Below are 670 nucleotides of genomic sequence, written 5' to 3'. Positions count from 1 at the left end.
ATCGCTCCCATCACCCGCATCCGCAACGCCTCCTGCTGCCCCGGGGAAAGCCTGCACATGTCCATCCTCAGACCATCACCCACCCACGGAACATCATGTGGCACAACCGATCCGTTTCACATCAATACATGGTTGAGGACATCATGACCAATCCCAACGTCCAGGAGACCATCAACCGCAGCGCCAAGGCACACTTTGGCGGGATCACCCGGGATTTCTGTCTGCCGATGCCGGTCGGACGAGGCGCTCGATGGAGTTTGCGTGGCGGTAACCCGACATCTTCGAAGGATTCCTGTGACCGACCAGAAGCTCAACTACGCCGACGTCAGCCACGTATTCGATCCCGAGATCAGCGAACTACGCGACATCTACATCGTCGGGACGGACGCAGACGCGTGGCGGGCGCTGCTTACCGAACTCGCCTCCTCGGAGTGGGAGAGCAGGCTGTTCGAGGGACAGTCTGCAGCGGCAGACGATGTCACCGTGGAGAAGATCTTCAGCGTGAACGCCTCCCCGGACGAGGAGACGTATTCGCTGCGGGCGACCGTCGCGGACGCCTGGCTCTGGTGTCACTTCTACGACCTCGAGGAGATCGAGTTCAGTTTCGCCGCCGAGGCGATCGATTCGGCGGCGAAGTTCGACGAGTTGACGAGGTTCTTGAAGTTCCTGG

At 60.3% G+C, this 670-nt stretch carries 1 protein-coding gene; it reads left to right on the top strand.

The features are described from left to right. Nucleotides 1–294: 294 nt before the first annotated feature. A partial coding sequence (locus IU459_RS37425; RefSeq protein WP_195134293.1) for a hypothetical protein occupies nucleotides 295–670 on the top strand: 376 nt, incomplete at its 3' end.

This window comes from Nocardia amamiensis (genome assembly GCF_015477605.1).
Taxonomy (GTDB): domain Bacteria; phylum Actinomycetota; class Actinomycetes; order Mycobacteriales; family Mycobacteriaceae; genus Nocardia; species Nocardia amamiensis_A.
Note: the sequence above shows the minus strand (reverse complement) of the source record. Positions and strands in the feature narration are given on the sequence as shown.